General features: G+C 59.9%; 24 protein-coding genes and 3 tRNA genes. 20 read left to right on the plus strand and 7 right to left on the minus strand.

Annotation, left to right across the window (positions count from 1 at the left end; translation table 11 throughout):
• Positions 1–58: 58 nt before the first annotated feature.
• The 9 genes from CFN46_RS15020 to nadA all read left to right on the plus strand — a co-directional run bounded on the left by CFN46_RS15020 (position 59) and on the right by nadA (position 8,775).
• Positions 59–1,891, plus strand: coding sequence for a DEAD/DEAH box helicase (locus CFN46_RS15020; RefSeq protein ID WP_088743998.1), 1,833 nt, complete (start codon positions 59–61; stop codon positions 1,889–1,891).
• A gap of 167 nt (positions 1,892–2,058) precedes the next feature.
• Positions 2,059–3,273: a tryptophan--tRNA ligase gene (locus CFN46_RS15025; RefSeq protein WP_088744000.1), complete on the plus strand. Its 1,215-nt coding sequence runs from the start codon at positions 2,059–2,061 to the stop codon at positions 3,271–3,273.
• Positions 3,274–3,476: 203 nt separating this feature from the next.
• The gene (locus tag CFN46_RS15030) at positions 3,477–4,523 is read left to right on the plus strand and encodes a ScpA family protein (RefSeq protein ID WP_088744002.1); all 1,047 of its coding nucleotides are present in this window, start codon (positions 3,477–3,479) and stop codon (positions 4,521–4,523) included.
• A complete protein-coding gene (gene scpB / locus CFN46_RS15035) occupies positions 4,520–5,623 on the plus strand; it encodes an SMC-Scp complex subunit ScpB (RefSeq protein ID WP_088744004.1) in 1,104 nt (367 codons plus the stop codon). Before CFN46_RS15030 ends, scpB begins: the two co-directional genes overlap by 4 nt.
• A gap of 398 nt (positions 5,624–6,021) precedes the next feature.
• Entirely contained in the window at positions 6,022–6,882 is an 861-nt protein-coding gene (gene rluB, locus CFN46_RS15040) for a 23S rRNA pseudouridine(2605) synthase RluB (RefSeq protein WP_035160452.1), read from the plus strand.
• 239 nt (positions 6,883–7,121) lie between these two features.
• Positions 7,122–7,196, plus strand: a tRNA-Lys gene (locus CFN46_RS15045).
• Between the two features lie 37 nt (positions 7,197–7,233).
• Positions 7,234–7,308, plus strand: a tRNA-Lys gene (locus tag CFN46_RS15050).
• A 16-nt stretch (positions 7,309–7,324) separates the two neighbouring features.
• Positions 7,325–7,399: transfer RNA gene (locus CFN46_RS15055), tRNA-Lys, on the plus strand.
• 299 nt (positions 7,400–7,698) lie between these two features.
• Entirely contained in the window at positions 7,699–8,775 is a 1,077-nt protein-coding gene (nadA, locus tag CFN46_RS15060) for a quinolinate synthase NadA (protein WP_088744006.1), read from the plus strand.
• A gap of 148 nt (positions 8,776–8,923) precedes the next feature.
• On the opposite strand, the gene CFN46_RS15065 is transcribed toward nadA, so the two are convergent.
• Complete coding sequence (locus CFN46_RS15065) at positions 8,924–10,435, minus strand: M48 family metalloprotease (RefSeq protein WP_254918515.1); 1,512 nt, start codon at positions 10,433–10,435, stop codon at positions 8,924–8,926.
• Positions 10,436–10,639: 204 nt separating this feature from the next.
• Here CFN46_RS15065 and CFN46_RS15075 point away from each other — a divergent pair, with 204 nt between their 5' ends.
• Together CFN46_RS15075 and CFN46_RS15080 are read left to right on the plus strand one after the other, a co-directional pair.
• The gene (locus tag CFN46_RS15075) at positions 10,640–10,945 is read left to right on the plus strand and encodes a sulfurtransferase TusA family protein (protein WP_246116607.1); all 306 of its coding nucleotides are present in this window, start codon (positions 10,640–10,642) and stop codon (positions 10,943–10,945) included.
• Positions 10,942–12,018, plus strand: coding sequence for an AI-2E family transporter (locus tag CFN46_RS15080; RefSeq protein WP_088744010.1), 1,077 nt, complete (start codon positions 10,942–10,944; stop codon positions 12,016–12,018). The genes CFN46_RS15075 and CFN46_RS15080 overlap by 4 nt, the downstream gene beginning before the upstream one ends.
• A gap of 92 nt (positions 12,019–12,110) precedes the next feature.
• Here the strand turns inward: CFN46_RS15080 and CFN46_RS15085 are convergent, their stop codons facing one another.
• Positions 12,111–12,587 carry a peroxiredoxin gene (locus tag CFN46_RS15085; RefSeq protein WP_088744012.1) on the minus strand — a complete coding sequence of 159 codons (477 nt, stop codon included), beginning with the start codon at positions 12,585–12,587 and terminating at the stop codon, positions 12,111–12,113.
• 432 nt (positions 12,588–13,019) lie between these two features.
• Here CFN46_RS15085 and dapA point away from each other — a divergent pair, with 432 nt between their 5' ends.
• The 4 genes from dapA to purC all read left to right on the plus strand — a co-directional run bounded on the left by dapA (position 13,020) and on the right by purC (position 16,681).
• Complete coding sequence (gene dapA, locus CFN46_RS15090) at positions 13,020–13,907, plus strand: 4-hydroxy-tetrahydrodipicolinate synthase (RefSeq protein ID WP_088744014.1); 888 nt, start codon at positions 13,020–13,022, stop codon at positions 13,905–13,907.
• The gene (locus tag CFN46_RS15095) at positions 13,904–14,842 is read left to right on the plus strand and encodes a hypothetical protein (protein ID WP_024950844.1); all 939 of its coding nucleotides are present in this window, start codon (positions 13,904–13,906) and stop codon (positions 14,840–14,842) included. Before dapA ends, CFN46_RS15095 begins: the two co-directional genes overlap by 4 nt.
• Before the next feature lie 140 nt (positions 14,843–14,982).
• Positions 14,983–15,765, plus strand: coding sequence for an MBL fold metallo-hydrolase (locus tag CFN46_RS15100; RefSeq protein WP_024950843.1), 783 nt, complete (start codon positions 14,983–14,985; stop codon positions 15,763–15,765).
• A gap of 199 nt (positions 15,766–15,964) precedes the next feature.
• Complete coding sequence (purC, locus tag CFN46_RS15105; RefSeq protein WP_024950842.1) at positions 15,965–16,681, plus strand: phosphoribosylaminoimidazolesuccinocarboxamide synthase; 717 nt, start codon at positions 15,965–15,967, stop codon at positions 16,679–16,681.
• A 123-nt stretch (positions 16,682–16,804) separates the two neighbouring features.
• On the opposite strand, the gene CFN46_RS15110 is transcribed toward purC, so the two are convergent.
• Positions 16,805–17,383, minus strand: a complete 579-nt coding sequence (locus CFN46_RS15110) for an NADPH-dependent FMN reductase (protein WP_024950841.1) — start codon at positions 17,381–17,383, stop codon at positions 16,805–16,807.
• Positions 17,384–17,565: 182 nt separating this feature from the next.
• Positions 17,566–18,297, minus strand: coding sequence for a tRNA (N6-threonylcarbamoyladenosine(37)-N6)-methyltransferase TrmO (tsaA, locus tag CFN46_RS15115; protein ID WP_024950839.1), 732 nt, complete (start codon positions 18,295–18,297; stop codon positions 17,566–17,568).
• Between the two features lie 408 nt (positions 18,298–18,705).
• Between tsaA and CFN46_RS15120 the strand changes: the two genes are divergently transcribed.
• The 4 genes from CFN46_RS15120 (at position 18,706) to CFN46_RS15135 (ending at position 21,234) form a co-directional block, all read left to right on the plus strand.
• Positions 18,706–19,374 (plus strand): methylthioribulose 1-phosphate dehydratase, encoded by a 669-nt coding sequence (locus CFN46_RS15120; RefSeq protein ID WP_254918516.1) that lies wholly within the window; start codon positions 18,706–18,708, stop codon positions 19,372–19,374.
• Positions 19,371–19,967 carry an acireductone dioxygenase gene (locus CFN46_RS15125; protein ID WP_024950837.1) on the plus strand — a complete coding sequence of 199 codons (597 nt, stop codon included), beginning with the start codon at positions 19,371–19,373 and terminating at the stop codon, positions 19,965–19,967. Before CFN46_RS15120 ends, CFN46_RS15125 begins: the two co-directional genes overlap by 4 nt.
• A complete protein-coding gene (gene mtnC, locus CFN46_RS15130) occupies positions 19,964–20,644 on the plus strand; it encodes an acireductone synthase (protein ID WP_088744016.1) in 681 nt (226 codons plus the stop codon). The genes CFN46_RS15125 and mtnC overlap by 4 nt, the downstream gene beginning before the upstream one ends.
• A 68-nt stretch (positions 20,645–20,712) precedes the next feature.
• Positions 20,713–21,234, plus strand: a complete 522-nt coding sequence (locus tag CFN46_RS15135; protein ID WP_035158659.1) for a GNAT family N-acetyltransferase — start codon at positions 20,713–20,715, stop codon at positions 21,232–21,234.
• A gap of 132 nt (positions 21,235–21,366) precedes the next feature.
• Here the strand turns inward: CFN46_RS15135 and CFN46_RS15140 are convergent, their stop codons facing one another.
• The 3 genes from CFN46_RS15140 to nadC all read right to left on the minus strand — a co-directional run bounded on the left by CFN46_RS15140 (position 21,367) and on the right by nadC (position 23,858).
• Positions 21,367–22,161: an SDR family NAD(P)-dependent oxidoreductase gene (locus tag CFN46_RS15140; protein ID WP_088744018.1), complete on the minus strand. Its 795-nt coding sequence runs from the start codon at positions 22,159–22,161 to the stop codon at positions 21,367–21,369.
• Between the two features lie 109 nt (positions 22,162–22,270).
• A complete protein-coding gene (locus tag CFN46_RS15145) occupies positions 22,271–22,930 on the minus strand; it encodes a class I SAM-dependent methyltransferase (RefSeq protein WP_024950834.1) in 660 nt (219 codons plus the stop codon).
• A gap of 64 nt (positions 22,931–22,994) precedes the next feature.
• Positions 22,995–23,858 (minus strand): carboxylating nicotinate-nucleotide diphosphorylase, encoded by an 864-nt coding sequence (nadC, locus tag CFN46_RS15150; protein WP_024950833.1) that lies wholly within the window; start codon positions 23,856–23,858, stop codon positions 22,995–22,997.
• A 221-nt stretch (positions 23,859–24,079) separates the two neighbouring features.
• Here nadC and ampD point away from each other — a divergent pair, with 221 nt between their 5' ends.
• On the plus strand, positions 24,080–24,691 hold the full coding sequence (gene ampD / locus CFN46_RS15155; protein ID WP_088744020.1) for a 1,6-anhydro-N-acetylmuramyl-L-alanine amidase AmpD: 612 nt from the start codon (positions 24,080–24,082) through the stop codon (positions 24,689–24,691).
• The last annotated feature ends 302 nt before the right edge of the window (positions 24,692–24,993 follow it).

Here is a 24,993-nt window from a genome sequence, read left to right on the forward strand (position 1 = left end):
GTGGCTCCTGTCATGAATTCTGTCTGTCCTCTGCACGCCCCTGTGGTTCGGGTGCGCCATGTTTGAGCTGCGTCCTTATCAGCAAGAGGCGGTCCGTCGCACCGTCGAGCACTTTCGCGGCAGTGACGAGGCCGGTGTCATTGTGCTGCCTACCGGCAGCGGCAAGTCGCTCGTCATCGCTGAACTGGCACGTATTGCGCGTGGGCGTGTGCTGGTACTGGCGCATGTGCGCGAGCTGGTGGAGCAGAACCACGCCAAGTACGAGTCTTACGAACTCGAAGCCGATATCTTCAGCGCCGGACTCAAACGCAAGCAGGCCAATAGGCAGGTAGTCTTCGGTTCGGTGCAGTCCGTGGTGCGTAACCTTGACGCCTTCAGTCCCGCGCCTGACGCGCCCGCGTTTACCCTGCTGGTGATCGACGAGTGTCATCGTGTCTCGATGGAGAAGGATGCCAGCTACCGCAAGGTGATTGCCCATCTGCGCGAACGCAACCCGCGTCTCAAGGTGCTGGGGCTGACCGCGACTCCTTTTCGATTGGGGCAGGGGTTCATCTATCACCGCCACTATCACGGCATGGTGCGCGGTGACGATGACTGCTTCTTCCGTGATTGCGTCTTCGAGCAGCCACTGCGATTGATGGTGCGTCAGGGCTTCCTGAGCGAGCCCCGGCGTATCGATGTCGCGGTGGCGCGCTACGACTTTTCTCAGCTCGCGCCCGGCAGTGCAGGCAGCTTCAAGGAAGAGGAGCTCAATGAGGTGGTGCAGGGCTCTCGCGCCACACCCGGCATCGTGTTGGATATCGTCGCCCAGGCGCGTGAGCGACGTGGCGTGATGGTGTTCTGTTCTACCGTCGAGCATGCTGAGGAAGTGACTGGCTTGCTGCCCGAAAGCGAGGCGGCATTGATTACCGGTACTACGCACGGCGATGAACGTGAGCGGTTGATTACGGCGTTCAAGGCGCAGCAGCTCAAGTATCTGGTCAATGTAGCCGTGCTGACGACGGGCTTTGATGCACCGCATGTCGATCTGATCGCCATCCTGCGACCGACAGAATCGGTCAGTCTTTATCAGCAGATCATCGGTCGCGGCCTGCGCCTCAGCCCCGGCAAGTCCGACTGCCTGATCCTTGATTATGCGGGCAACCCCTGGGATCTCTACGCGCCGGAAGTGGCGACCCCCAAGCCGGCAGGTGACACCGAACCAGTTCAGGTTGAGTGTCCGGTGTGTGGCAACGCTAATCTCTTCTGGGGACGCAAGGACGGTGATCTGGTCATCGAGCACTTCGGGCGACGCTGTCAGGGGTTGGTCGAGCCATCCGCACTGCTGGGCGCAGCGGAGCCTAGGCACGAGGCTGAGCCAGGCAACGATGGCTCGCCGGTCAAGGCCATCAAGTTGGTGCAATGTGATTTTCGCTACCGTGCCAAGGCCTGTCCGCAGTGTGGTGAGGCCAATGACATTGCCGCGCGGCATTGTCATGCTTGTCAGGCTCGGCTGGTGGACCCGGATGACAAACTGCGTGATGCGCTCAAACTGCGTGATGCACGGGTGCTGCGTGTCAGCGGTTGGCAGCTGGAGGAGGCGCGCAACGGGCGTGGTTTGCCACGCCTCAAGGTCACCTACTTCGATGAGGACGGTACTGACCTCTCGGAATGGTTTGCGCTGGAAACCGCCCCACAACGCCATGCCTTCCGGCTCAGTTTTCTGGCGCGTCATCTGCGTGCGCCGGGCAGTGACTGGGCGCCGCAGGACATTGCCGAGGTGTTGGCGGGTGAAGCGCGCCTCAAGGCGCCGGACTTCGTCATCGGCCGCAAGAGCGGTCGCTACTGGCAGATTCGTGACAAGCTATTTGACTACGCTGGCCGCTACCGGACAGGCATTGCGGCAGGCTGATAGTGCGGCTGTTTCACGCTCCATGGCGGGCGCCCGCAGGCCTGTCAGGCGATGGATGATGGCTGGCGGAGGCGTATGCGACAAATGACATGGCGTCGCGGGGCTGCTGATCGGCGCTTGAGGTTGATAGACTGACCGCCTCATACGCTTCAGGGAGAACTCACAAGGTGAGTGCCACCGATACCTCGGCCAGGCTAGTGTCCGGTTTACGCCCCACTGGACACCTGCAACTCGGACACTATCAAGCAGTGATCCGGCGCTGGACCGAGCTGCAATACCATCACGATGCCTACTTTCTGGTCGCCGACTGGAATGCACTGGCGGTCAGCGGTCATACGCCTCATGAGATCGAGCAGTACAGCTGGGCGATGGTCATCGATTGTCTCGCCTGTGGCGTCAATCCCAAGCTTGCGACCCTGTTCATCCAATCGTGGGTGCCAGAACTGACCGACATCCACATGATTCTGGGCAGTGTCACGCCCAAAGCATGGCTGGAGCGCCTGCCCAGCTATCGCGAGATGGTGGCAGGCCTTGGAGAGCAACAGGGTGCCAGCTTCGCCATGCTGGGGGCTCCTCTGATGCAGGCGGCGGATATTCTGGCATTGCGCGGTGAAGTGGTGCCGGCCGGCCCGGAGCAGCGAGCGCACGTCGAGTTCACGCGTGAGGTCGCGCGGCGCTTCAATCATCGCTATGGCCGTGATGCCGGCTTTGAAGAGCAGGCCGAGCGCGCCATTGCTCGTCTTGGCAAGAAGAGTGGCCGCCTGTATCGCGACTGGCTGACGGCTTATCAGGAGGAAGGCGATCTGGATGCCTTCGAGCGCGCGCGTGGTCTGCTGGCTGAGCAGGACAAGCTCAACCGTCATCAGCAGGAGCGTCTGCTGGGCTATCTGGAAGGCGGGGGTCGCCGTATTCTCGGCGAGCCGGAACACTGGCAGAGCGAGACGCCGTCACTGCTGGGCATGGAGCTGAAGGCCAGTGGCGGTGGGCGTGATGAGGCCATCTTCCTGCGTAGCAATCGTCGTGAAATCGAGGCGTGCATACGCGACATGCCCACCGACCCTGCGCGCGTGCGGCGTAGTGATCCCGGTGATCCTGAACGTTGTCCGCTGTGGAGTCTTCATCAGAGCTTCACACCCGACGCTGACCTTCAGTGGGCCTCCAGTGGATGCCGCGAGGCATCCATCGGGTGCCTCGAGTGCAAGGGCTGCCTGATCGAGCACATCGATACCACGCTTGCCCCGATACGTGAACGCGCCGAGGAGTTGGAAGGCAATCACGGCAAGGTACGTACACTGATGACGGAAGGCGCTGAGCGTGCCCGTGACACCGTACGAGATACGCTCGACGAGCTGAGGCGCGTCATTGGCCTGACCTATCGTTGAGGGCTGACGCTTGCGCCAGTGTCGCCGTTGATAGTCTGCAGCCACTGCCCGCATGTCTGTCACGAGCCCTGCTCTGATGTGCGGGGTTAGTGATAGGCAACATCATGGCTTGGGGGATGGGCCATGAGCCGCTAGAATGCCCGTCCCCCCGCAGTCGCGGGTCCCCGTGGGTCAATGATTCAGGCCCCCTCGCAGGAGATTTCATGAGCGACCTGCTCGATGGCGCAAGCTTTGTCCTGACCGATGGGCATCAGCCCGCACCGCTCGTCGTTGCCCCTGCGGCGGCCTCGGCAGTGCTGGCGCGCGTCAACGACACGGCTCTCACGGAAATGCCGCAAGACCTCTATATTCCGCCCGAGGCCCTGCGCGTATTCCTCGAGACCTTCGAAGGGCCGCTGGATCTGCTGCTCTACCTCATCCGTCGCCAGAACCTCGATATCCTCGCCATCAATGTCGCGGCCATCACGCATCAGTACATCGAATACGTCGAACTGATGCACGCCATGCAGATCGACCTAGCGGGTGAGTATCTGCTGATGGCCGCAATGCTGGCGGAAATAAAGTCGCGCAGTCTGCTGCCGCGACAGCCGCGGCAGGACGATGAAGAGGGCGAGGAAGATCCACGGGCCGAGCTGATTCGTCGCTTGCAGGAGTACGAACAGACCAAGCTGGCGGCCGAAGGGCTCGACGAAATGCCGCGCCAGGGACGTGATTGGTTCATCGCCACGGCCGATCTTCCTGAGCTTGAAACGCGTATCGCGCATCCCGAGGTTGATCTCTCGGAGCTGCTGGGCGCATTGTCCGGCCTGCTACGACAGGCAGACCTCGTCCAGGCCCACACCATCTCCCGCGAGGTGATGTCGACCCGCGAGCGCATGCTGCTCATCATGAATCTGCTGACGCACGATCACTTCACGCCATTCGAGAAGCTGTTCACGCTGGATGAAGGCCGAGCCGGTGTTGTCGTCAGCTTCATGGCGATTCTGGAGCTGGCCAAGGAATCGTTGATCGAGATCGTCCAGAACGCGGCGCTGTCACCTATCCATGTGCGTGCTCGCACGCCGGAACCGGATGGCGAAGGTGGTGATGATTGGCTGGCGCAGGAATTCGGTGACGAACATGAAGTAGCCCCCGGGCAGGGTGCCTTTGATGATGTCCAACCTGATGAAGCCCGGTCCGATGATGCCCACGGCGATGCCACTTCCTCCTATCCCCCTCAATCCGACGAGCAGGAGAACGCGGCGTCATGAGTCAACGCGATGCCCCTCTAGACCAGATCATTGAAGCCGCGTTGCTGGCGGCCGGTGAGCCGTTGACGCTGGACCGCATGGCGGGCCTGTTCGATGAATACACGAGTCCCACCAAGCCGGCGCTACGTGAAGCACTCGGTCGCTTGGGCGAACGTCACCTGCCCAAGAGCAGTGCCTTGGAGCTGATCGAGACGGCCAGTGGCTGGCGGTTGCGTGTTCGCCAGCAGTTTTCCCCCTGGGTCTCGCGGCTATGGGAAGAGCGTCCGCAGCGTTATTCGCGTGCCTTGCTGGAGACTCTGGCACTGGTGGCCTATCGTCAGCCTGTGACGCGTGGTGACATAGAGCAGGTACGTGGCGTGACGGTCAGCTCATCGATCATGCGCACGCTGGTCGAGCGTGGCTGGGTGCGGGTAGTCGGCCATCGTGATGTACCGGGGCGCCCGGCGGTATTTGCCACCACACGCCAGTTCCTGGATGACTTCGGGCTCAAGACGCTTGAAGAGCTGCCGCCGGTACATGAACTGAAAGGCTTCGAAGGACTCGAACAGCTTGAGGCAGAGCTGTATGATGTGCCGCCCTCACAGACCTTGCCGCTTCCGGAAGATCCGGAAGCGGCTGACGGTAGTGATGCAGACGGTGATGCAGGCGGTACTGAGATAGACGATGCTGAGATGGACGGTATCGAGGCCACAGGTGGTAAGACGGCCAGTGTGACCACGGATAACGACACCGTGGCGGAACCGGATGAGGGTGGTGAGGAGACTCCCACATACTCTGGTGACGCGACGGCCGCGGCGGTGCCTGATGATTGGCAGCCGCCGGAAGTGACTGCCGAGCAGCTTGAAGAGGCGCTCAGGATACGTGCGCTGGAAAGCGTGCCTGAAGCCTCTTCGCTTCCCTCGGCTGCAACACCCTCCGCTACGCAGGCGGAAGAAGACCACGCCGGGATGGCGTCCACAGGCTTGGGTCTCGACTTCGCCACACTCGAAGCGCGCCTCAGCCAACGTTTGCGCGGTGTAGACGAGGATGATGACGCTGCGGAGACGCAGCCGCACGACTCCTCCACTGCCGGGACCGTCGATGATGACGACCCTGCGTAAGCGAAACTCCTATTGATGAAATGGTTCATGTCATGAGCAAGACAGATTCCGACAAGCGCAAGACCTCTCGTCCGGCAGCCAGCAAGCCGAGCAACGGCAAGCCCGCTGGTACCAAAGATGCCGCAGGCAAGTTCCGTTCCGGCAAGGATGCTGCTGGCAAGTCTGGAGCAGGCAAGGTTGCTGCAGGCAAAACGGGGACAGGCAAAGCAGCTACAGGTAAGGTCGCGACCGCGAAAGCGGCTGCAAGCAAGGCTGCTGAAGGTGCTGAACAGGCGCCGGCTCGCCCGTCACGTGACACGGGCAAGTCCACGCGCGGCAGCAAGGCCAACGTCGGCAAGAAGCCGGTGGCAGAAGCGCCTGAGCTGCGTCCGTTGCCGCCGCAGGCCAAGGGGGACAAGCTGCTTGAGGACGAGAAGGTACAGAAGGTGCTGGCACGCTCCGGTCTCGGCTCGCGACGTGAGATGGAAGCGGCGATCAGTGCTGGTCGCGTCAAGGTCAATGGCAAGGTTGCCCAGCTGGGTGATCGCATCGGGCCGAACCATCAGGTCAGCCTCGATGATCGCCCGCAGAACCTCAAGGGTGCTGAGGAAAGTGCGCGTCGCGTCATCATGTACAACAAGCCGGAAGGTGAGCTGTGCACGCGCAAGGACCCTGAAGGTCGTCGTACGGTCTTCGAGCGTTTGCCGCGATTGAAGGGTGAGCGCTGGATCGCCATCGGCCGCCTCGATATCAATACCAGTGGTCTGCTGTTGTTCACCACTGATGGTGAACTGGCCAACCGCCTGATGCACCCGTCGACGCAGGTCGAGCGTGAGTACGCCGTACGTGTCATGGGTGAGGTCAAGCGCGAGCACGTCGTCAATATGGTCAGCGGCGTGATGCTGGAAGATGGACCTGCACGCTTCACCGATGTGCAGGAATTTGGTGGCGAAGGCATCAATAGCTGGTTCCACGTCGTCATCATGGAAGGGCGCAATCGTGAGGTTCGCCGTCTGTGGGACTCCCAGGGCCTGACCGTCAGCCGTCTGAAGCGCGTGCGCTACGGCACCATCTTCCTCGACAAGCGCGCACGTGCTGGCGAGTGGGTGGAGCTGGAACAGAGCGAGATCGACGAACTGTCGACCCTATCGGGTCTTGAGCATCGCAAGGCGCCAGCATTGACGCCGGATGAGCAGAACCGCTGGAGTCGCGACAAGCAGAAGCGTCGTCCGGTGCGCGCGATGAAGAAGCCACCGCAGCGTACGCGCAAGCCGCGCTGATAGGCGTTTCACGTCCGCAGTCACGACTGGCTCTGCTCGTGGCCCTTCAAGCCCGAGCTGGAATGTCGCAATGCCACGCAAGCCCGCGCCTGTCGCGGGCTTGCGTGTATCCAAAGATACCAAGGGCGGGGGAGTGAGTCGTCGGTCAGTCGTGGTCAAGCTGGTCATTTGCTTGAAGTTTTTTCGCGAAAGGCTTGCGTCATCACGGGAATGGCGGTATCTTACGCCCCGCTTCGCAAGGGTCGTTAGCTCAGTGGTAGAGCAGTTGGCTTTTAACCAATTGGTCGAAGGTTCGAATCCCTCACGACCCACCATTTTTTGAAAATGGTCTCTTGCAAAGCACCCGGCGGCGGGTCGTTAGCTCAGTGGTAGAGCAGTTGGCTTTTAACCAATTGGTCGAAGGTTCGAATCCCTCACGACCCACCATCCGCCACCCAGTTTTGGGTCGTTAGCTCAGTGGTAGAGCAGTTGGCTTTTAACCAATTGGTCGAAGGTTCGAATCCCTCACGACCCACCAGATCTTGCCCCGTGCCTTTATTGGCGCGGGGCAATTTTTGTTGTGCCAAGGAAAACGTGTGTCGTCTCAAGGGATGCGTACTTGCGGCTCTCGCAGTTGGAGAGGGGAGTGTGCAGGAGTATCCTTGTAGAGTCCGTGACATGCGGGCAACGCTGCGGGCGATAGACGCCCAAGGCATATGCGGCAGCTTGGGGAGCCCAGCTGCTGCGCAGGCAGGGCCACCACGGGCCGTTCGCGTCCGAGGCCGAGTCCTGACCCACTCAGCACAGGGGGAGCCTCTGTGAGCAGGTGAGAGAGATATGAATAGCCTGACATACGCCACGCCGGGTCGTGAGGCCCACAATGCCGTCCGTGAGCAGGTGCGTGAGCATCTGGCCCGCGCATACTGCCCGACCCGCCCTGCAGCAGAAGATGCAGCCTTGATAAAAGAGATCAAGCAGCTGCTGATCGAGCGGGACGCTGCGTTGGTCGCACATTACTACTGCGATGACGCCATCCAGCAGCTCGCCGAGGAAACCGGTGGCTGTGTCGCCGATTCCCTCGAGATGGCTCGCTTTGGTGCCCGCCACGAGGCGTCGACGCTGATCGTCGCAGGGGTGCGCTTCATGGGCGAGACCTCCAAGATCCTGTCGCCAGAGAAGCGTGTTCTGATGCCGACGCTTGAGGCGACTTGCTCGCTGGACCTCGGCTGTCCTGAAGACGAATTTGCGGCTTTCTGTGACGCCCATCCAGAGCGTACCGTGGTGGTCTACGCCAATACTTCGGCTGCCGTGAAAGCGCGTGCAGACTGGGTAGTGACTTCCTCGATTGCTGTTGATGTCATCGAGCACCTGCACGCCAGGGGTGAGAAGATCATCTGGGCGCCGGACAAGCACCTGGGTGGCTACGTTCAGAAACAGACCGGCGCTGACATGCTGCTGTGGGACGGCGCTTGCATCGTGCACGACGAGTTCCGTGCTCAGGGAATCACGGACCTTCTCAAGGTCTACCCGGACGCCGCCGTGCTGGTGCACCCGGAATCCCCGCAGGCGGTGGTGGAGTTAGCCGATGTGGTGGGCTCTACTTCACAGCTGATCAAGGCGGCGGTGGAATTGCCTCATCGGCAGATGATCGTCGCCACTGATCGCGGTATCTTCTTCAAGATGCAGCAGACAGCGCCGGACAAGCAGTTGTTTGAAGCGCCGACCGCAGGTAATGGCGCGACCTGCAAGAGCTGTGCGCACTGCCCATGGATGGCGATGAACGGACTGGAGAATCTGGCGGCCGTGCTACGGCGTGATCCGGCTCAGGTTAATCCCGAGGAGGTCTTTGTGGACGATGGCCTGCGTATGCGCGCCTTGAAACCGTTGACGCGCATGTTGGAATTCAACCGCTGATGTCTGGCCATTTCCTGATGTGATGGCACCAGGAATGGCTGAGTTGGACATGAAAAAACCGCCGCTCCCGATTTCTCGGGGCGGCGGTTTTTCGTGCGGTACTTTACGTGTGTCATGCGCGCCGTCTGGCGCCTTCAGTCACAACGGATCAAAATTCATCGATGGCGTTGCGATAGCCTTTGAAGTCTTCGCGACGCGCGCTGATGCGGTTGGCCATACTGAAGTCGCCATCTTTACGTGCGGCCTCGTCAGCCAGCTTCAGCTGTGCGAAGGCGCGGTCCATGCGACCCTCCAGCTGATCGAATTCTGCACGGTAGAGGAAGGCCTCGGCCTTGTGTCCGCTACGACCACTGGCCTCCGAGGCAAGACTCCAGACCGCGGGGTCACTTGAGTGTTCTCGCAGGATATCCTCGAGTTGTTGGCGAGCGGCAGCAGGGTCTTGCTGTAGTGCGACTTCAGCCAGCGCCAGGCGTGTCGGGAGGTAGTCTGGTTGCAGGCGCAGCAGACGCTTGGCACGTTGGGTGGCCTCATCATAGCGGCGCGCATCACGCGCGACTTCGACGGCGCTTGCGCTGATCAACGTGAGATCAGGATGCTTGTCATGCAGGCGGTCCAGTGCGGCCAGTGACTTGTCGGTCTCGTTATTCTCAGCCAACGCCAGCGCCTGATAATAGGCAATGGCGTCAGGGTCTGGAGAGTCTCCGCGCAGTGTGATCAGCCCCTGCTCCGGTTGGCGAAGGTTGAGCGCCAGCAATGCACGAGCCCGTACGAGTGAATAGGACAGCGTGGCCAGCGGATTAGGCGTTGCGGTCTTCAATTTGTCAGCACGGGCCTGGCTGTCACCGATGCGCGCTTCTGTCACGGGGTGAGTCAGCAGGAACTCCGGAGCATCGTTGCCCTGTAGGCTAGCCATACGCTGCATGGCGCGGAACATGCGCGGCATGGCTTTTGGATCGAAGCCCGCGCGTGACATCGCTTCAATGCCCACGCGATCGGCCTCTTGCTCGAAGCGCCGTGAGTAGGCCAGTTGATCGGAAATGGCGGCAGCCTGTGTGCCCGCCATGGCCGCAATGCCGGCGGAACCACCGCCGCCAGCGGCGATCACCATGCCGGCAAGGAAGCCTGCTAGTGTCGGCAGGCGAGTTTCGGCTTGGCGCTCCATATTGCGCGCGAAATGGTGCTGGGAAAGGTGGCCAAGCTCGTGAGCGAGCACTGAAGCAAAGGCGTCGCGGTCTGGCGCAAAGGCGAACAGGCCGGTGTTTACGCCGACGACTCCACCGGGCACGGCGAAGGCGTTGAGCTGACTGCTGGCGACCAGTGTGATGATGAAGTTGCGATCATCCAGCTCGCTCCACGGGGCTAGTTGGCGGACTAGCCCGCCAATCCAATCCAGTGTGATGGGATCACCCCACTCGCGGACATGGGCGCGGAATTGGCGCAGCCAGGCACGCCCGATACGATATTCATCGTTGTTGGAAATACCGCCGCTGGCGCTGCCCAAGTCCGGTAAGCCATAGTCATTCTGGGCGGCAGCCGATACGCTTACAGCAGGTGTGCTGAGGAGAAGAATGCCGAGCAGGATGCTCGGTAAACGCATGCTCGAGGGGCGTATGATCGCCTGTGATGATGTGGAGCGTCTCAGATGGGATAGCAACGACATGCAGGCAATCCTCTTGAATAAGGCGCAATGCGCAAGCCGCTCGGGCATAAGCACGTGGGCCAGACTGGCATTGGCAACCCCGCTGTTATTAGCTGATGGGGCGGAAAGTTGCTTTGTCAGGCAAGGTGCCCTTAAATCGGGGCGTTTTCAAGCTACGGTCTTCATGGCACGTAGCAGAACATCACAACGATAACGGAAGGGCAGATGGCATCCGAACGACCTACCGCTGAGACTGCGAATCCGATGATAGACCCAAAATCAGGTACCGACGTTCAACAGCTCGATGCTCGCGGTCTTCATTGCCCGCTGCCGCTGCTGCGCACCAAGCTCACGCTGGCCAGCATGGCTGCTGGCGAGCAGCTTGAAGTATTGGCCAGCGACGCCGGTGCCTGGGGGGATATTCCGGCTTATCTCGCGCTGAGTGATCATGCGCTCATCTCTCGCGAGGAAACCGCGAGCGGTGACTATCGTTTTCTGATCGCCGTGCAGTCCGAGGAAACCCCATCATGACCATGAAGACCCTGTTGCGCGGCTGGATCGAGCGTTATTTCTCCGATGAGGAGGCGGTGGTCCTGTTTCTGGTGCTAGTGCTGGTTTTTGCCGCCGTCATCTTGCTGGGCAGTATGCTGGCGCCTTTTTTCACTGCGCTGGTCGTAGCCTTCTTGCTACAAAGCGGTGTTAGCTGGCTGGAGCGCCGCGGCCTGCCGCGCTTGGCCGCCGTTAGCCTGATGACACTGGTTTTCATGGGCATCATGCTGGCTAGCGCGTTGATTTTGTTGCCGCTGGTCTGGCACCAGTTAGCCAACCTGATTCAAGAGATACCCGGCATGTTTGCTTCCAGCCAGCGTTGGCTGGGTGAGCTGCAAACGCGCTTCCCGGGATTGATTACGCCAGAGCAGGTTCAGCAGTGGATTGGGGCCGCTGGACGCGAGTTGACGCAATTCGGTCAGCGTGCCGTCTCGTTGTCACTAGCGTCGTTGGGCAATCTGATGGGCGTGATCATCTATCTGGTGCTGGTGCCGATTCTGGTGTTCTTCATGCTCAAGGACCGCGAACGGCTAGTGGACTTCACGCTGGCATTGCTGCCGAACAAGCGCCTGCTGATGAGTCGCGTCTGGAACGAGATGGATGACCAGATTGCCAACTTCGTGCGCGGCAAGGTGATCGAGATCGTCATTGTCGGCGGTATCAGCTATGTCACTTTCGTGGTGTTCGGGCTGCCGTACTCGGCGTTGCTGGCGATCGTGGTCGGCTTCTCGGTGCTGATCCCTTATATCGGCGCGGCAGGCGCAACGCTGCCGGTCGCAGCCGTCGCAGGTTTCCATTTCGGGTTGGGCGATACCTTCATGTACGTGATGGTGGCCTACGGCATTATCCAGGCACTGGATGGCAACGTGCTGGTACCGTTGCTGTTTTCCGAGGCAGTCAACCTGCACCCGGTAGCGATCATTCTCGCCGTGCTGTTCTTCGGGGGCATTTGGGGCTTTTGGGGCGTGTTCTTCGCCATCCCGCTGGCAACCCTGATGAAGTCATTGCTGTATGCCTGGCCACGCCGAGCGCGTGCCGAGGAGAACATGGTCTGATGTGACCTTTGAAGATGAAAAAAGCCCCGCCATCTGGCGGGGCTTTTTTTGTTCATTTTCGGGTTCGGTGCATCAAGCGCCAGCACGAAGTCTCACGCTGCTGAGTTCAATTCGCGAGCCGCTTCCAGCACTTCCTCGACGTGGCCCTTGACCTTAACTCCGCGCCATTCGCGTGCCAGATTGCCATCAGCATCGATCAGGAAAGTGGAGCGCACGACGCCCATGCTCTCCTTGCCCATGAATTTTTTGAGATGAATGACGTCAAAGACGCCGCACAGCACTTCGTCCGGATCGCTGATCAGCTCGAACGGATAGCCTTGCTTCTCACGGAAGTTCTCGTGGGTGCGCAAGCTGTCGCGAGAAACGCCGAAGATGATGGTGTTGGTGGCTTCAAACGCTTGCAGATGGTCGCGGAAGTCACCGCCTTCGGTGGTGCAGCCCGGGGTGTGATCCTTCGGATAAAAATAGATGACGGCTTGCTTGCCCTTGAGGCTTTCGGGCGTGACCACGGTATCGCTGGTGGCTTGAGAGGTGAAATCGGGGATTGGCTGACCGACGCTGACGCTCATCGTGTTCTCCTGGCAGAAAAGGTGCCACGCGTGAAAGCGGGTGGCAGAAGGAAGGATGGCTAAAAACGGGGCGGGTCGAAACACGCGGGCGAGAAACGGGCCGTCGCGCGAGTTTTTCGTGCCCTGTCCTGCATTACACGCAGGGTGTCGCAGCTTGTCAAAGTCCGCGTTACGGTGCGTGCTACAGCCCCGTACGCAAGCCATCGATCACAGCGATTGCCCCTTGTTGGCATGAACCTGTGCAGATGGCGCCTGTACAGGCTTCGATGGTCTTTGTAACATCGACATCATTGATACGGTTCGCGTGATGTCGTGCTCACGCATTCATGGTCTTGCGTTTACCACTTATGCCAGAGTTTGGCTCTTGTCTGCCCTCGTCCAGAAGGTAGAAAGAGCGGCTGGCGCATCAGGCACCAGAGGAGAGATCGAGGGATGATCACAGGTAGCATTGTCGCACTGGCGACCCCGATGAAAGCCACCGGCGAGATCGACTGGGACGCCCTGCGCCAGCTGGTCGGTTTTCACCTCGATAACGGCACCGATGCCATTGTGGCTGCCGGTACCACCGGCGAGCCCACCACCATGTCTTTTGCGGAGCATTTCGATGTGATTCGCTGCGTGGTCGAGACGGTTGCTGGCAAGATTCCGGTCATTGCCGGTACGGGTGCCAACGCCACCTCTGAAGCGGTTGAGCTGGCACGCTACGCCAAGGAAGTCGGCGCTGATTACTGCCTGTCTGTCGCGCCGTACTACAACAAGCCGACCCAGGAAGGGCTGTATCAGCACTTCAAGGCCGTCGCAGAGCAGGCCGGTATTCCGGTTATTCTCTACAACGTGCCGGGCCGGACTTGCTCCGATATCTACAACGAGACGGTCTTCCGTCTTGCTGAGCTCGACAACATTGTCGGCCTCAAGGACGCCACCGGTAATCTGGAGCGTGGTCAGGAGCTGATCGATCGTCTCAAGGATACTGACTTTGCGCTTTACTCCGGCGATGACGCGACAGCCTGTGACTTCATCCTGATGGGCGGGCATGGCGATATTTCCGTGACGGCCAACGTCGCGCCACGCCTGATGCACGACATGTGTACTGCTGCGGTTGCCGGCGATGCAGAGCGTGCCCATCAGATCAACACGCGCTTGATGCCGCTGCACTCCGCGCTGGGTGTCGAATCCAATCCGATTCCGGTCAAATACGCCATGCATCGCATGGGGATCGCACCGGAAGCTGGCATGCGTCTGCCGATGACCTGGTTGTCCGATCAGTATCACTCCACGGTTGATGAGGCGCTGCAATTGGCCAAGGTGCTTAACCAATGAGTCAGCGTATTGTGCCACTGGCCCTGTTGACCGCACTTGCGGTGGCGGGCTGCTCCAGTGATGGCTATTACTACGACCGTAACAGCGAATATGGGGATGCGAGCATTGCGCCGCCGCTCGAGCTGCCGGCGACCCGTAATGCAGCGGATTACCAGGATTCCATGCCGGTGCCGCAGGCCAGCAGTGACTTCCTTGCCAGCGAAGATTTTGAGGCACCGCGCCCTCAGCCGCTGGCGACCAGTGAGCAGGGCGAACGTGAATTCGTCGCTCTGCGTCAGAGCGGTGATGCCCGCTGGCTGGCAGTGAACGCTGCGCCGGCAGCTGTCTGGACACGACTGCAATCCTTTGCGCGTGACCAGGGTCTCGACGTGCAGAATATCGATGCCGGCAAAGGCGAGATCACGACCAGTCAAGGCGTGATCAGTGTCAGCCAAGGCTTGCGTTCCGACGCTTCTGAAGTGCGCTGTCAGCAAGGTGCCGGTGTGTCCGGTAGCTGTCTGAATGCCCTGCGCGGCTATCTGTCTGCCTCTTCTTCTGACAGTGGTGTATCGCTGGCAGCGCAGTCGCTGAGCCGTGATGACCGTGTACGCCTTGAAGGCCGTGATGGCACTTGGCAGGTCGATCTGGCACTGGATACCGAGCGCAGCTGGGCTGAGCTGCTGTATCAGCTGCAGAAGAACTTCAATACCGAATACCAGAAGCTGACCGATCAGAATCGCTCCAAAGGTGAATTCATGGTCGATTATATTCCGCGCGAAGATCGTGACGGTGGCTGGCTGGGTATCGGTGGTGACGGTGATCCGTTGCCGATGGTGCTGACACTGCGTGGCGAAGATGATCACACGTTGGTCACTGCACATCGTGCCGACGGTGAAGATACCTCGCCGGCACTGGCGCGCGAGTTGCTCGACGCCGTGGCGTCGACACTGCGCTGAGCATGCTGCTTGATACGCCTTGCGCCGCCTCATCTGACGTTTCGTCGGATGAGGCGGTCGCGTCGTTTCAGTCCCTCTTTCCCGCACCCGAGGGCGGTGCAATAGCCTCTGGCCTGCTGGTTGAGGGGCGTCAGGGCGTAATGGCGATGGCATCGCTTGGCAGTGGCAGCAAGGGCAACGGCACGTTGATAAGAACGCGTGAGGCGCTGGTGCTGGTCGATTGCGGCTTTACGCTCAAGGATACCGAGGCACGTCTGGCGCGCCTTGGAGTGCATCCTTCTCAGCTGGACGCCGTATTGGTGACGCATGAGCACGGTGATCACTTGAGTGGGGTTGGCCCGTTGGCGCGTCGACATAAAATTCCTGTGCATCTGACGGTGGGCACCTGGCTTGCTGGACGTGCGAAGAAGCTTGGGATATTGCCGACTCGTCACCTGATCACACCTCAGCTGGAATTCGCGATCAAGGATCTCGAGATTCTGCCGGTCACCGTGCCACACGACGCACGTGAGCCAGTGCAATTCGTGTTCAGTCGACGTGGTGAGACAACGGCGCGTCGACTGGGTGTGCTGACGGACCTTGGTCATGTCAGTGAGCATGTGTTGCAGTGCTTTTCGGATTGCGATGCCTTGGTGCTGGAGTTCAATCACGATCCGCAGATGCTGGCGAAGGGCCCGTATCCGCCTAGTCTCAAGCGGCGTGTTGGCGGGCGTTTTGGGCATCTGGCTAATGCACAGGCCTGTGCTGCCTTGCCATATCTTGGGTTGGCACGTCTGCAACGACTGGTAGCGTCACATCTGTCAGAGCACAATAATCATCCGTCACTCGCCCGTGAGGCGCTTGCGCCTTGGCTTGAGGGTGACGATAGCCGCCTGATCATCGCCGCGCAGGACAGCGGCTTTGGTTGGCAGGCCATTGCCTGAATCACAAACGCCCGGTCGCTCTGCGATCGGGCGTTTGTGATTCAGGACTAGCTGACCAGACGGACAGCTCTCAACGTATTCCGTCATGTGGTGGGTCTTTCATTCGGCCAACGACGTGGCTATCAAAGATTCAAGCGTGATCGAGCCAATTTCGACCGCCTAAACACTCGACGCTGTGTGCGTCATCAGGGGGAACCTCATGGAAAAGCGTGAAGCGCTCTACGCCGGCAAGGCCAAGTCTGTCTTCGTTACTGACGACCCGGATCTGCTGCTGCTGGAATTCCGCGACGATACCAGCGCCTTCGACGGCAAGCGTATCGAGCAGCTGGCGCGCAAGGGCATGGTGAACAACAAGTTCAATGCCTTCATCATGCAGAAGCTCAAGGCGGCCGGTATCCCGACTCACTTCGAGCGTCTGGTCAGCGATAACGAATGTCTAGTCAAGCGCCTCGACATGATGCCGGTGGAATGTGTGGTGCGTAACATTTCCGCGGGTTCGCTGGTACGTCGTCTAGGCATCGAAGAAGGTCTCGAGCTCACACCGCCGACCTTTGAGTTGTTCCTCAAGAACGATGCGATGGGTGACCCGCTGATCAATGAATCGCTGGTCGAGACCTTCGGCTGGGCAGAGCCTGCGCACCTGGCGCGCGCCAAGGAACTGACCTTCCAGGTCAACGACATTCTCAAGAAGCTGTTTCTCGACGGCGGCATGCTGCTGGTCGATTACAAGCTGGAATTCGGTGTCTTCAATGGCGAAGTCGTGTTGGGTGATGAATTCTCACCGGACGGTTGCCGTCTGTGGGATGCCGAGACGCGCGAGAAGCTCGACAAGGACCGCTTCCGTCAGGGGCTGGGTGGCGTGATCGAAGCCTATGAAGAAGTCGGTCGCCGTATCGGTATCGACTTCACTGCGTGATGGCGGCCTGACGATTCGTCGTCACGCTGTAAAGTGCATGAAAAAACGCCCCCTCTGCCATTGGTAGAGGGGGCGTTGTTGTTGATGGGGCAGGGGCCAGAATGATGTTGTCAAAAACGTCGCTTACGAAGAGCGCAGGCTTGCCAGTTCGATTACCTGCCGCGCGACGCTCGCCAGCGCGTGGTCCTGACCTTCGTCATCCAGACTGCCATCCTCGCGGAAGGCGCTCCCCGCACGTGACACTGCGATCTGCTGTGGCGTGACCAGCATGCCGAGATTGTTCAGGTACAGGCGTACGAAGGGCAGGGCGCGCATGCCACCCATGGCCCCCGGTGAAGCGGAGACGATGCCGACCGGCATGCCGCGCAGTGCATCCATGCCGCTCTGACCATCAGTCGCGGGACGCGATAGCCAATCGAAGGTGTTCTTGAGCAGCGGGCTAAAGAAGCCGTTGTATTCCGGTGTCGCCAGCAGTAGCCCTTGATGACTGGCGAACAGCGCTTGTAGGTGATCAGCGCTGGCAGGCCGGCCGCTGACCTCTTCGCTATCACCATCGTAGAGTGGCATCGGGAAATCGTTGAGGTCGAGCAGAGTAATCTCGGCACCTGATTCACCGGCCAGATGCGCCAGACGGGTGATCAGGCGGCGATTGACAGAGGACTTGCGGGTACTGGCGGCGAAGGCTAGTAGGCGGACGCTCATACGGCAGACTCCCGAGAGATGGCGGATAAACAGCAAGTAGTCGACATACCTGCCCAGTATGGGCAGTCAGCGAGGTTATCTGCCATCCCGCAATTCGTCTTGCCTGATGTAGTTCAGAGGAATATGCCGTTGCGTTCATCTGCTCAAGCGGTGGTGTTGATGAGAGTGATCGATAGGAAGCGTTACGCAGTGACGATGGATTGGACCTGCATGAACAATTGGTCGTCCGGCTGAGTGAGCGCAGTAAAGCGTACATCTACATCCACCAGACGTACGCCATACTGACGCTGACCATCGGCTGGCTTGGCAGCGTGATAAGCCGGGCGTGGGTCCTGTGCGAGTACTTCCTCGATCAATGCGCGCAGGGTGGCGTGATCGGCCCGCTGCTGGAGTGTCTCGGTGGCGGCTGTGCTGAAGACGACTGCATGACGAGCAGGCGCTGCCGGTGCATAACCGGCTTGGGCATCGGGAACAGCATCGACCCACGGCAGATACGGCTTGATATCCATGACTGGCGTGCCATCGAGCAGATCATGTCCGCGTAGCAGCAAACGCACGCCATTGTCGCTCGAGCTAGCCCCGCTCTTGCGTGCCCCGGTTTCGACGCCGGCCAGCTCAACGACAGACTGACCCAGACGATTAGGGCGGTGCGTGCTGCGTGACGCAAACACGCCGGTACGTGCGTTTCCGCCAAGGCGTGGTGGTCGGATCAGCGGCGTCCAGCGGGTAGGGCTTGCGTGAAACAGGAAGTGGATCCATAGATGGCTGAACCCCTCAATGTCGCGTACGCAATCCGGGTCATCGAAGGGCGGCAGTAGATGCAGGATGGCGGTGGCATGACGTGCCAATCCCGGCTGACGGGGAATGCCGAACTTGTCCGGATAGCAGCTCTCGATGATACCCACCGGCTGCATGGCCTGTTCGCTCAGGGCGGCTGCTTGTTCGCGTAAATGCACGGGAAGCCGCGGCAACCGACGTGCCAGCGCAGTAGCCTCGCCAGTCGCGTCTGGTACTGGGGAGTGATCCATGTGATCTGAGGGAGTCATGATAAGTCGTCGACAATGGGCGTGAGAAAAGCGCACTCGATAGAAAACAAGAAAAGCAGCGCAAAAAAAGAGTCGTAGACGCCATGATGCCACGCTCGGTAGCGCGCGGCATGTCTTGCGCCATGACGGCCTCATCCCATGATTGCCGCGCGCCATGACTGGTCTCGCCTTGCCGGCTTGTGTAGTCTGCCGCGAGAGCATCGCCTCGCAGCGCTGCATCGTGATGCTGACGTATGGGCTGATTGCCCCACGGGACTCTTGAGGGCCACTTTCATCATGTCAGACCCTATCACCATTGCCGCCACTTCTTCGGGCGTACAGTCGATGTTGGACCTGGACCGTCTTGCGCAGGCGAGCCAGCAGTTGATTGAGGCTGGGCGAGCGCTGGACGCCGCAAGCCAGGTACCCGCGACCGGTGGTAATTTCTCTTGTCGTCTGAGCGACACCTTGATGGCAGTGACCGCCTCGGGCTGCCACAAGGGCCGTTTGACGACAGCTGATGTCCTGGTCAGCGATTTCGCCGTCAGGTTGCTGGGCACCTCCCGCAAGGCCTCTGATGAGGCGCGTCTGCATGGTCAGCTGTATGAAGACCTGCCTGAGGCTCACGCGATTCTGCATACCCACTCCCGTGCGGCCACGGTGCTGTCGCTGTGTCACGTCGGCGATACGCTGAGTCTTGAGGGTTTTGAACTCAACAAGGCGCTGGAGGGTGTCAAAAGCCACGAGACACCGGTACGTCTGGCAATATTCGACAATACTCAGGACATCGCGGCGCTGGCGCTTGATGTTCGGGCACGGCTGCAAGTGGATGCCAATCTTCACGGCTACCTGATCCGTGGCCATGGCCTCTACACCTGGGCCAGCAGCATGACTGCCTGCCGCCGTCATATCGAAGCACTCGATTTCCTGATGGGCTGTGAACTGGAACTGAGGAGACAGCGATGAGCTTTCTAGCGATCTACGCCGAACAGGACGCCTCGCGTCCGCAGTTGCTCACCACCGATGGTGCGCAGATCGCCCGTGAGCTTGAAGCCGAGGGTATTCGCTTCGAGCGTTGGACGGCGGGCTGTGAGATGAGTGACCCGACCGATCAGACCCAGGTGCTGGCGGCCTATGCCGATGATGTGGCACGCCTCAAGGCCGAGAACGGTTTCGTTACTGCTGACGTGATCGGCTTGACGCCTGATCATCCTGAGCGGGCGGCCTTGCGCGGCAAGTTTCTCGATGAGCATCGTCATGCTGAGCACGAAGTACGCTTTTTCGTACGCGGCAGCGGCATCTTCTATTTGCATCTGGGTGAGCGCGTCTTCGCGGTCGGCTGTGAGCAGAATGATCTGATTGCGGTACCGGCAGGTACACCGCATTGGTTTGATATGGGGCCGACGCCGGATTTCACCGCCATCCGCCTGTTCACCAATCCAGAAGGCTGGGTCGCCAACTTTACCTCCAGTGACATCGCGAGCCGTTTTCCGCGTCACGAGTCATTGGCTGAGCACTTCACCCAGACAGCAGCCCCACATTCCGAGGAGTCCGCATGATTCGCGCCATCGTCACCGATATCGAGGGCACTACCGGCTCGATCCGCTTCGTGCATCAGGTGTTGTTCCCTTATGCACGCCAGCATCTTGGCGATTTCCTGCGCGAGAATGCCGAACGTGCCGACGTGGCGGAGCAGATCGCCGCCACCCGCGCGCTGGCCGAAGCACCCGAGGCCAGTGTCGAAGGCGTGATCGCTATCCTGGAAGGCTGGATTGACGCGGACCGCAAGGCCACGCCGCTCAAGGCTCTACAGGGGATGGTGTGGGCGCGGGGCTATGAGGCTGGTGACTTCACGGGACATGTCTATCCTGATGCGGTGAAGGGGCTTCGCGATTGGAAGGAACGCGGACTGTCCTTGTATGTCTACTCTTCAGGCTCTATTCAGGCGCAGAAGCTGTTGTTCGGTCATTCTGATGCGGGAGACCTGACACCGTGGTTTGCTGGCTACTTCGATACCATTACTGGTCCCAAGCAGGAAGCCGATAGTTATCGCCGCATTGCTGGTCAACTCGGGATACCGGGTGCCGAGATTCTATTCCTGTCCGATGTCGTCGCTGAGCTGGACGCCGCCGCCGCTGCCGACTTTCAGACATGGCAGCTAGTGCGCGAGCCGAACATGGTTACCGGTGACCATCCGCAGGCTAGTAGATTTGATGAGATATCCTTCAGCGGTTGAGTCAATAGCATTGGCTTGCAGGGACATTGGCAGGCTTTCTTTCGGGAGGGCATAAGGGGGACGAACGATTGCACAGTCAGACAGATAGCAGCGAAGTACAGGACGTTCGCATCAGTATCGTGCCGGCGTGCACCCAGCATGCGGCAGATCAGGCCGAGGTGTTTTATCAGGCTGTCATGCAGGGGGCAGCAGGCTTTTATGATCTGGCACAGCGTGAACAGTGGGCAGGACGTGTACCGCGTGATGCAGAGCGCTGGGCTGCACGTCAGCACCGCTTCGAGGTATTGGTGGCTGAGCGTGATGGTCGTTGCATCGGCTTTTGCGAGTACGCCCCCGAGTGGCCGTTGGCACGCATCGAGATGCTATATGTCTATCCAGGCCTGACGGGACAGGGTATCGGCTCACAATTGCTTGCTGCTGCCGAGAGTGACTTGCGTCGACGTAGTGTGCGCGTGGTGAGTCTTGAAGCCAGTCTGATGCTATCACCAGGACTGGTGCGCCGTGGCTGGGAGAGTTTAGGGCTGGAGCACGTCAAGCGTAATGGAATCTGCCTCAAGCGTGAGCGTTTCGAGAAGCGTCTCGACGAGTGAGTGCAAGTTCGTGACAAGAAAGCGCCCTCAGCGATCGCTCGCTGGGGGCGCTTTGCGTCAGTCATCTGGGCGCAGGATCACCGGCATGATGGCTATGACGTGATAGCTATGGCGTGATGAATGTGGCGGGTGTCAGGCCATGGTATCGACGATACCGCCTTCCACACGCAATGCAGCGCCCGTAGTGGCACTGGCCTGCTCAGAGGCGGCATAGACACTCATGCTGGCCACTTCCTCCGTTGTCGCAATGCGCTGAATGATGGAGGACGGACGGGTTTGCCTGACGAAGTTGGCCTCAACCTCTTCGAGCGTGCTGCCTTGCTCCTCGGCACTCTTCCTGAGCATTTCCACCACACCTTCGGAGCGTGTCGGCCCCGGCAAGATAGCATTGACGGTGACATTGGTTCCGGCCAGGACCTTGGCCAGGCCTCGAGAGACGGACTGTACGGCAGACTTGGTCATGCCGTAGTGGACCATTTCACTGGGAATGTTGAGCGCGGATTCGCTGGAGAGAAACTGGATACGGCCCCAATTGCGCTCTTTCATGCCGCGAGCGTAATGGCGCGACAAGCGCACGCCTGACATCACGTTGACCTGAAAGAATTGCTCCCAGGTGTCGTCATCCGTCTCGAAGAAGTCCTGTGGCGCAAAGACACCGACATTGTTGATCAAAATGTCGGTGTCCGGCACGGCGCGAATCAGCGTGTCGCAGCCCTCGCGAGTACCAAGATCTGCCGCTACGCCCTGTACTCTGCTATCTGGCAGCTCTCGTCGAAGACTAGCCACGGCCTCATCAACCCGTGATTGCTGGCGGCCAGTGAGAGTGACGCTGGCGCCTGCATGGGCAAGGCCCGAGGCAATGGCGTAGCCGATACCCGCGGTGGAGCCACTGATGATGGCACTACGTCCGGTGAGATCGATTTGCATGCATCCTCCTTCACAAAGCGGGAAGCTTTACGTGACAGTAGAAATGTCCTGACACTCTGCAAGGCATGATGTCGGGAGACAGGTAAAACAAGGGTGAAGGCGATGCGGATCAGATCTTGCGCAGGTGCATATGACGCAACAGCCCACCGGGGCCCAGGTCACGATCACCCAGTCGCTTTACGGCATGCTCTTGCAGCAGGCTGTCCAATGGTACGCTGAGGTTGGTGGCGATCAGCCGTGCCAGTGGGTTGAGCAGCCGCCGGATCACACCGGCCGGCTGCTGACCGCGCAAGCCCTTGTCGAGCAGTGACAGTTCCCCATCGTGGGCCAGCACGCGCAACGCCTCATTAAGGGCAGCCTGTGGTTCAGGTACCACGGCAATGATCAGGTGGGCGATCACTACATCGAAGTAACCGTCAGGGAAATCGAGTGCCATGGCGTCGCCCTGTTTTACGTTGGCATCAAAGCCCAGCGTCTCGGCACGTTCACGGCAACGGCGCAGCATGGCGGGAGAGGCATCGATGACTTCAAGTTCGATATCGCGCGGTAGGAAGGGCAGATCGAGCCCCGTACCTGCCCCAAGTAGCAGTACGCGCGTGCCGGCCTTGAGGTCCAGTGTGGCAAGTGCCTCACGGCGTGCCGACTTCAGTGCGCGCGCTGCTACCTGATCGTAAATCGGTGCGTAAAGACTCCAGCGAGCTGTCTTCCAGCCTCTGCGTGCTTTGGAGGTACTGGCAGGTGGAGGCGTGACGGGAGAAAAAGGGGACATGGGCGCCTCCCTGGCGGCATGGCAAGCAGGATGCCCCCTCAAGGAGGCAGAGCCTGCCGGTTGGCTAGCGGGTTTCGACAGTGTAGACACGCATCGACAGATCGATGGCGGTTACATCCTTGGTCAGCGCGCCTATTGAGATGCAGTCCACGCCGGTGGCAGCGATGCCGGGCAAAGTAGTCTCGTTGACGTTGCCTGACGCCTCCAGCACTGCCGGCGTGGCATGTGCCTTGTTGCGGGCGACGGCTTCGATCAGCTGCGCGTTATCGAAGTTATCCAGCATGATGACGTCGGCACCGGCATCCAGCGCCTGGGCCAGCTCCTCGAAATTCTCGACTTCCACTTCGCAGGTCAGGTCAGAGGCGATGTCGCGTGCCTCACGCACGGCTGCCGCGATGCTGCCACAGGCGGCGATGTGGTTTTCCTTGATCAGGAAGGCGTCATACAGACCGATGCGGTGATTGTGGCCACCCCCGCAGCTGACGGCGTATTTCTGGGAAACCCGCATGCCGGGCAGGGTTTTGCGAGTATCCAGCAGGCGTACATCGCTGCCTTTTACCAGCGTCGCATAGTGATTGGCGCGAGTGGCAGTACCGGACAGAGTCTGCAACAAGTTGAGCGCTGCGCGTTCGCCAGTCAGCAGTGAGCGCGCCGGGCCTTCCAGCTCAAGGAAGGGCTGATCGGCGTCGATACGGTCACCATCGCTGGCAAGCCACTTGAGGCTGACGCGCGAATCGAGGCGACGAAATAGCTCATCGACCCACGGTACTCCGCAGAGTATTGCTGGCTCACGGCTTATGACGCGGGCCTTGGCCCACTGGCGCTCCGGAATCAGTTCGGCAGTGATATCGCCACCGCCGACATCTTCGGCAAGCAGGCGGGCGGCACTGGTACGGATATCTTCGGCGAGGGCGTCGTGGAAGTGCATGCGTATCGGGTCCTTGTGCAAAAAGTGCTGCCGGAGCAGGGCTGTTGGCGGCGGAACGCCGCTGACACAGACCCATAGCTGCCGAGCATGCCATAATGAGAGCCATTATAGGAAAAGCCACGCGAGCGGTCAGTCACTGTTCGTCTGGTGCGAGGACAATATGCGCTATTGCTCAACCTTGCCCGCCCTACGTGCGATGCCGTTCCCGTCTGGAGTTCTTGATGCCCCCCTTTTCTTCCTTCCCACGGTCGGGCCAGTTGGCACGCCTGTCGGTCACCGCCGAGCACTGGCTGGAGAGCGCCCGCTGCGTGCCCTCGCCCAATCATAATGCCCGCCCTGAGGGAGAAGTGTCGGCGCTGGTGTTGCATTCCATCAGTTTGCCGCCAGGGCGTTTCGGTGGGCCTGCCATCGAACAGCTATTCACCAATCAGCTCGACCCCGACGCACATCCCTACTTCGCCGACATCCATCAATTGCGTGTCTCTGCACATGTGCTGATCCAGCGCGATGGGCGGCTAGTGCAGTTTGTGCCTTTTGACCGGCGTGCCTGGCATGCCGGTCGCTCACATTGGCATGACGGTGAGCGTGAGCGGGTCGAGCTCAATGATTTCAGTATTGGTATCGAGCTGGAAGGTGATGAGGTTCACCCGTATCGCGATGTGCAGTACCGCACCTTGGCACGCGCTGTCGCAGGGCTGTTGCAACGTTACCCAGCACTGACGCGCGATCGGATTACTTCGCATGCGCGGATTGCGCCGTTGCGCAAGACGGACCCTGGTCCTGCGTTTGATTGGGCGTATTTTGATCGGTTATTGGATGACATTCAGGGCTAAGGTCGTGGTCGCGCCGCAATGGTGCATTGCAGCATCGTAGATGCAGATTTTTACTGATGGTCGACGAAGTGCGCTGTGGCGGGGCATGTTGGTAGTTTTATTACACGCTCGGTCGACAAGCCTTATATGAACGGGGTGTGAATCCCTGCCGAAAAGTGGCGCAAGCCAGTGGTGAGGCGGGGAAGGCATTACCTGCATTATTGCGTGAGGACTCTGCTCTCCGAATTGGCACGGGGGGGTGTTTGCGGTATCTTTCACGCCAAATGACGGCATCTTGTGCCCCGCTTTGGCGCACAACGCAT

Source organism: Cobetia sp. QF-1, from assembly GCF_002213105.1.
In the GTDB taxonomy this organism is placed as follows: domain Bacteria; phylum Pseudomonadota; class Gammaproteobacteria; order Pseudomonadales; family Halomonadaceae; genus Cobetia; species Cobetia crustatorum.